The 6,782-nt window shown below is 35.5% G+C and carries 10 protein-coding genes; 6 read left to right on the forward strand and 4 right to left on the reverse strand.

The features are described 5' to 3' along the window. Window positions 1-278: 278 nt before the first annotated feature. Window positions 279-758: a helix-turn-helix domain-containing protein gene (locus tag JMN32_RS03530; RefSeq protein WP_202854911.1), complete on the reverse strand. Its 480-nt coding sequence runs from the start codon at window positions 756-758 to the stop codon at window positions 279-281. Between the two features lie 176 nt (window positions 759-934). Here JMN32_RS03530 and JMN32_RS03535 point away from each other — a divergent pair, with 176 nt between their 5' ends. From JMN32_RS03535 to JMN32_RS03555, 5 genes are all read left to right on the forward strand, one after another. Further along, window positions 935-1,243: a hypothetical protein gene (locus JMN32_RS03535; protein WP_202854912.1), complete on the forward strand. Its 309-nt coding sequence runs from the start codon at window positions 935-937 to the stop codon at window positions 1,241-1,243. A 189-nt stretch (window positions 1,244-1,432) separates the two neighbouring features. Next, window positions 1,433-1,747: a hypothetical protein gene (locus tag JMN32_RS03540; RefSeq protein WP_202854913.1), complete on the forward strand. Its 315-nt coding sequence runs from the start codon at window positions 1,433-1,435 to the stop codon at window positions 1,745-1,747. 4 nt (window positions 1,748-1,751) lie between these two features. Continuing rightward, a complete protein-coding gene (locus tag JMN32_RS03545) occupies window positions 1,752-2,039 on the forward strand; it encodes a hypothetical protein (protein ID WP_202854914.1) in 288 nt (95 codons plus the stop codon). After that, window positions 1,993-2,184, forward strand: a complete 192-nt coding sequence (locus JMN32_RS27680) for a YARHG domain-containing protein (protein ID WP_202854915.1) — start codon at window positions 1,993-1,995, stop codon at window positions 2,182-2,184. The genes JMN32_RS03545 and JMN32_RS27680 overlap by 47 nt, the downstream gene beginning before the upstream one ends. 150 nt (window positions 2,185-2,334) lie before the next feature. Beyond that, on the forward strand, window positions 2,335-2,613 hold the full coding sequence (locus JMN32_RS03555) for a hypothetical protein (RefSeq protein ID WP_202854916.1): 279 nt from the start codon (window positions 2,335-2,337) through the stop codon (window positions 2,611-2,613). 268 nt (window positions 2,614-2,881) lie between these two features. On the opposite strand, the gene JMN32_RS03560 is transcribed toward JMN32_RS03555, so the two are convergent. Continuing rightward, entirely contained in the window at window positions 2,882-3,046 is a 165-nt protein-coding gene (locus tag JMN32_RS03560; protein WP_202854917.1) for a hypothetical protein, read from the reverse strand. A gap of 208 nt (window positions 3,047-3,254) precedes the next feature. Between JMN32_RS03560 and JMN32_RS03565 the strand changes: the two genes are divergently transcribed. Beyond that, window positions 3,255-3,494, forward strand: a complete 240-nt coding sequence (locus tag JMN32_RS03565; RefSeq protein WP_202854901.1) for a hypothetical protein — start codon at window positions 3,255-3,257, stop codon at window positions 3,492-3,494. Window positions 3,495-4,259: 765 nt separating this feature from the next. Here JMN32_RS03565 and JMN32_RS03570 read toward each other — a convergent pair. Together JMN32_RS03570 and JMN32_RS03575 are read right to left on the reverse strand one after the other, a co-directional pair. Beyond that, window positions 4,260-4,574: a hypothetical protein gene (locus tag JMN32_RS03570; protein ID WP_202854918.1), complete on the reverse strand. Its 315-nt coding sequence runs from the start codon at window positions 4,572-4,574 to the stop codon at window positions 4,260-4,262. A 1,663-nt stretch (window positions 4,575-6,237) separates the two neighbouring features. Next, window positions 6,238-6,782: hypothetical protein (locus JMN32_RS03575; RefSeq protein ID WP_202854919.1), on the reverse strand; the 545-nt coding region annotated here is incomplete at its 5' end.

Here is a 6,782-nt window from a genome sequence, read left to right on the forward strand (position 1 = left end):
CAATTCTAAAAACATCTAAATCTGTTGAAAAAGAAAACCGTCCCAAAATGACTTTTGAGACGGCCTCGTTTTTTTAGTGCTTTTTCTAGTAAGGCTTCATTACGCAATCTGCCGTTATTCATACAATCTGCCGTTATTCATACAATTTACCGTTGGGCGTTATTTTGAAGTGCAGCTACTAAATTCATAGAAGTAATTAAAATGAAAAGATTTTCAATGAAAGATATTGTGATAATAACGTGATAATACAATTAGAGGTAGTTTGGATATCTATTTTGTTAATCTTTACTTAGTTTGCTCAACGATTTCGCTATTTCCTTATATTTTTTCATCTTTGTGCTTTTCTTTTCCAGTTCCTCTTTACATTTACGAAGCTGCTCTTTTAAAGCCTGCACTTCTTTTTTGGCGTTAAGCAATGCTTCTAATGCTTTGCTGGCCGCCTCTTTAGGGTTAGTTGTAGCAAGCTCCCGGTAATCTGCAACCTGGGTACCAATTTGGTCTTTATCAGTTCTCTTTAATTCATTCGCACTGAAAAATAGTTCATCCGTGGTAATACCAAAAATTTGCGCCAGTGCCGGTACATAGTTGATGGGTAATTTTCTGCGAGAGTTTTCAAACCTGGATATGGCATGCTTACCACATGTTTCACCAGTCAATTCCTGAATTTTTTGGGCAAGTTCCTCTTGAGATATCTTTTTTTGGGCACGAAAATAAGAAATTTTCGCTGCTATAGTTGCGTATATTGTATTAAAATTCATACTTTTGAAAAAGTTGCCAATTTGGTCAACTATGATTGTGTTTTTTCTTGTTAACAGGTAACAAATATAATAAAAGCACAAGAATTGTCATGAGCCTGAAATCCATTTTAGAAATCTATTTCTAAGCGGTATAGCGCAAAGGAGCTAAATAAGAGATATTAAAACAGTTCACCCTAATGAGCAGTAATCAATTTAAAAATAAGTTTACTGTAGAAGATTATCAAACAGTCATTCGATGTATGGATATTCTTACCATGAAAATGGAAGCCATAACGCAGAAGCTTTTTGAAGCAAATGTCGATTTCATTTGTAAGCTGAAGGAACCCGAGTTAAAGGAGGAATTAAACGGTAGTCTATCTACTTATGGCACAAGATTTCAGGAGGTTTTAGAAGCATTAGAAGAAGAAAAGAAATTGTTAAAAAGGGAAAAAGCCTATTATCAATTCCGTAATAATTTAATGATTGAGACAATGCCTATTGTATAATGACCCGGTTGATTTGGGTTGGTTGACGGGTCATGGGGGGTGTAGGTAGTGGCACCTCCCAAACTTCCCCAACGTGTCTAAAAAAGAAGAATTAAAATAACAATACCATATAATGTGTTTGATTTTTCGGTCATCCAGGAAGGGAATGCACGTTGTCTACCCTTGGATGCCTTTTTAACCTTTTAAACTATGGAAAGAAAGAAAGCCAGTTGGGAAGAATCAATTGAACGCTATAAACAACTTCTTGAGGAAGTAAAAGACCTGATCCACCATAATACGATACTGGCGGAATACTATAAAATTACCAACAAGAGGTTTGCGTATCTCATTTATGAACATAATCTTTATGAGATTATGGACGAGTCCAATAAATTGAAGGATTACGAGAGGAACTTTCAATTTATGCACTTTAGCCTGAAGGGACAGGTAGAACTGTTATATCATCTTCAACAAGAGTTAACAGATTTGCTAATCAAAGACCCTTCAAATTGTCCGGATAACTGACATTATGAGTAAAATCAAGATATACCACGACCAATACGTTTACTACCTGCTTCAGGGCGGAAATGTAGCCGTATTTAATAACAAGTTAAAAATGGTCCGCCATCAAAAGGCCCTTAAGTGGCTTACCAGTTTGAATCGTGTTTTTATCCCTGAGATTCTTCCTGAAACAGAAGAATATAATTTCGTACTCAAAGAGTATAAAAAAATGATTGACCAGTTGCCTCAATTTGAACGAAGTGGTGTTGATGGAGGATTTGAACAAATTAAACGAGGAAGATTTATCGATTCTTAAAAATGTCGTTTTTGCCAAGCATAACTATGGTTTTAGCTCAGAATTTTATCAGGCATACTTTAACTTGTTTCATTTTTACAATACTGATGAGAAACGAAAAAACCGGACGAAAGATATTTTAGGCTTGCTTACAAAATCAGATTAGGATAACCTTTCGATGATTAAAAATGCATTGAAGAAATATGAGTAAGCAATAGGAAGGTTTTATCACTGTCACCAAGAATGAAACATGCTTCTGTATAGACTTGTGCCAGACCAACTACATCATTTTAATATTTGGTCTATATTCGCGGCCATGATCAGCTTATCGACTCCCTTAAAACAGGGTTTAACCGTCATAGAATTAATAGAGCTAGTTCAATCTTCTACTGGAGATATAAGCAATCCCTTGGGCTATGTTTTAGTCCCTGCATCGAAGCTATCTGATGCTTCTAAAGCTGCTCTTGATACCATTAATTACTGCGAGGAACACGGGTTCATAGAAATCAAATATACAGGAAAGAAGTGCTATGAGTTTAGCGTAACAGAAAAAGGGTTATCATTTTTGCAAAGGCAACCCAGAGATGGAAAATGAGAAAATTACTATCAGATTTTGTAAACCTGTTTATAGGGTGAAAAGAGGGACTATCCAATAATTTCTTGGTCATACAGATCCATAATAATTGTTAAATACAACCATCCTTGCGGGGTAGATATATGGGTAATATCTGATATCCATTTTTGTGCTGACAGATTAGCTCTAAAATCCTAGCTTAAATGATTTTCAGTCACTAGTAAGTCATGCTTGGACTCAGTAGTAGTTCCTCTGAACTATTACAAGTTATACTTCTGACCCCTTTTAATCACATAAGCCTTGCTATTTTAGCCGACAGACTTTCCAGCCTCTGTCTTTTAGCTCCTTCCATTATTTTAGGACTATCATACCTGAACTTACTCATCTGATGGACCACTTTGATCTCAGTAGAATCAGAAAAGAAATCCTTCAATAAGTGTTTCTTATCATACATCAATTTTTTTGAGTAGCCTTTTGCTCAATTTAGCTAAAAAGTAAGCGATGAAAAAAGTACTTATAGCATTATTAAGCTCCATGCTTCTGCTCTCTTGTGGGATCAAATGAAGGATTAAATACTGAGCAAAAAAGAGAATCAGTTGCCCATTAAACTTACCCAATATTATTTCTTGTTTTTTAATATGAACCATGTTAAATTCAATACTATGGCGAGTACAATAAATATGGAGATTATTTGGCGCAATAGCTACAGGTTCACAATTAGTGTAGAACCGTCTAAGAGTGACAACAGCCAATATAATGCATTTATAACCATGCATAATGATGGTGTAAAGGTTGGTAGCTTGGTTATTAACTGTAATAAAAATGAAAAAATGCTTTTTCCCACCGTAGAGGCTGCATTCGCAAAAGCTGAGGAATACATAGATTCAAGGACCTGGGAATAGAAAGGGGGTATTTTGTCGACCCGGATTTACAGAGGTGAATATCATAGATATTAACGCCACTTAGCTAAATAAAAACAAAAAAAGAAGGAAGCCCAAACATGGAACGACTCCCTTCAAATCGATATATCTGGAAATAGATAAATTAGGTAACCAGAAATGCCAGATAAAATTCTAAAATTATATAACCCGTTCCAGTTAAAGCAGAAGGAAGTCTTGGCCCAAGATAACACCCATAAGACCTCCTTCATACTTATGTGATTCAGATATATACTATATAGTGAAATATCCCAATATTTTCAACTGATAGCTGTCTTATTGTTAGTTCAATTACCAACAAGCCCCAGAAGCATTAGGTCGATACACTTATATTTACCTCTGTAAGGCTGCTTTTTAAAGGTTTAAGAAATACCTATTCCGGTTTACAAGGCTCATTTTCTGGTTAAAATCAACTTCGATTTGTCTTGATGTTGAGTGTAACATAATGTTTGACTCTTTCAGATATGTTGAAAGCTCTTAATAGGGCAGCTGAGATTGCTGGATAAAGAGGTAATTAATGAACTTCTGGTAAATACACTAGAGTTGCTCACAAAGTCCCTACGTTGTTTGTAAGTTATTTATGTTGTTGTTTAGTTTCAAATTGAGGCAACTGATCAATCATTTTTTATACTCTTTGAGTACTAAAGGCGGACCATTTTTAACTGGTTATTAAATACGGCTACATTTCCGTCCTCAAGCAGGTAGTAAACGTATTGGTCGTGATATACGTCAGTTATCCGGACAATTTGAAGGGTCTTTGATTAGCAGATCTGTTAACTCTTGTTGAACATGATTTAACTTTTCTACCTGTCTTTTCAGGTTAAAGTACATAAATTGAAAGTTCCTCTCGTAATCCTTCAATTTATGGGCCTCGGCCATAATCTCATAAAGATTATGTTCATAAATGAGATACGCAAACCTCTTGTTGGTAATTTCATAGTATTCCGCCAGTAGAGTATTATGGCGGATCAGGTCTTTTACTTCCTCAAGAAGTTGTTTATAGCGTTCAATTGATTCTTCCCAACTGGCTTTCTTTCGTTCCATAGTTTAAAAGGTTAAAAAGGTACCCAGGGGGAGACAACGTGCATTCTCTCCTGGATTACTGCGAACTCAAACACATTTATATGGTATTATTGTATTTAATTCTTATTTTTAGACACATTGGGAAAATTTGGGAAGTGTCACTACCAACACTCCCCTTGACCCATCAACCTAAACCCAAATCAACCGGGTCATTATACAATAAGCATTGCCCCAATCATTAAATTCTTACGGAATTGGTGCCCTTTTAACAATTTCTTTTCTTCTTCTAATGCTTCTAAAACTCCCTGAAATCTGGTGTCATTAGTAGATATAGATAGGCTACCGTTTAATTGCCCCTTTAACTCAGGTTCCGTCAGCTTACAAATGAAATCGATAAAGTGTCAATGTCATTACTATTTAAGTGCAAATAAAAAGTAGTATCAATATTTAATAATTCTTAAGCAGTACCATTTGAAATTAGTAGTTCCAAACAGTAAGTATCATGTTTGTTATATTTCCTATAGCTAGTTGCTTCTAGAAGTCTGTATATCAAATAATTAATGGATAAAAACATTTACAAACCATAGCACACACTTTAAAATATCCACTTCGCTGAACAACTGCATCTAAAACTTTCCCAACTACGATCTACTTTCCGAAAGTCATCTCTTTGTGAGCGAAATTTAAAAATAGTCAATGCTGAATGGCTTTGTCAATACCTGAATTTGGGTATTTTTAGTTTCTGGTTCAGAATAACATTGAAAACTGAACGGCCTTCGATCTCTTTGTTACATTTACAAAATGTATTTGAAAAAATCACTAATCGCTTCTAAATCCTTAATAAAAAGGTTCGAATTTTGTCCATTTACTCCCACAAGCGTAAAAACATTTCAAATTTGAAGTGTTTTTGCGCTTTTTATGATTCAGCCCCTTTGTGTAATTCGAACCTTATGACGTTCAATTTTTAAAAGATGAGGCAGGTCAAGCTCCTCAAACGATATCTACGACCTTCTAATTCTTTACTTGCTATTTGACTTTATACATGTTGTTAAATACAGGGTAATCAATTTTGCTATATCCAGTAACTTGGTCAGTCCTACGTTTTCTATAATAGCAGTCCCAATGAACATTAATACAATGTATGCAGCTATAGCAACGGAGTTTACTATTTCCGTGCAAAAAAAAGATATCTCAAGAGGAACTTGCCAAAAAATTAAGGAATTGACAGGTGAAACATGTGGTAAGCATGCCATATCCAGATTTGAAACTCTCTTAGAAAATTATCCATTAACTATGTACCGGCACTGGCGCAAATTTTTGGTATTACTACGGATGAACTATTTTTCAGGGCGAATGAATTAAAGAGAACTGATAAAACCAAATTGGCACCCAGGTTGCAGATTACCCGGAGCTTGCTACAACAAACCCTAAAGAGGCCGCCAACAAAATATTAGGTGCATTGCTTAACGCCAAAAAAGAAGTGCAGGCTTTATCGTAAATGTGAAGAGGAACTGGAAAAGAAAGGTACATTAGTGAAAACGTATGAGGCAATATTGAAATCGTTTAATAGTGTCCTTAAAGGAATAAAAAAAGGTAGCCGATAACAGCTACCTTTAATTGTATTAAAATTTACATACTCCACCTATTTAGGCTTGTATGTAATCCAACCTCAGCATATCACGTTTTATGCGCTGTCAGTACTTTCACTGAGCAAATTCAATTCTCTTATTAGTTCTACTGATTTAGTATACTTTACTTTATACTTTGTCAGCTTTCGTAATTTATTGGAGTAAACAATAACCACTACAATCATTAACACCAAAAGGGTAACTATTACACCATACCAGAATTGCATTTGCCCATCTCTTCGGGCTATATCCTTCTTATACTTCTCTGATTCTTTTATTTGGGCAATTTCCAGCTCCGCCTTATCTACGTCCTCCTGAATATACCAAGATTCTATGAGCTTCTTTTGCTCCTCCAATAATTTGATTCTTTTATCCTTTATTATACTATACTTCCGCATAGGGACCACCAGGCCAGATGCACTTGTAGGTGTATTGGTACTTAGGTTTTGCAGCGCGTCGAGGGCCTTGGTTACTTCCTTAGAGAGTAATTCACTATCTGCGGTGGAAAGTGCTATCACCTGATCATAATGGCTCAGCGCGGCTTTGTAATCGGCTTTAAGAACAGCCAGCTCGCCCAGGTAATTAAAATTCGGACGTTTAT

This window comes from Fulvivirga marina (assembly GCF_016775155.1).
Taxonomy (GTDB): domain Bacteria; phylum Bacteroidota; class Bacteroidia; order Cytophagales; family Cyclobacteriaceae; genus Fulvivirga; species Fulvivirga marina.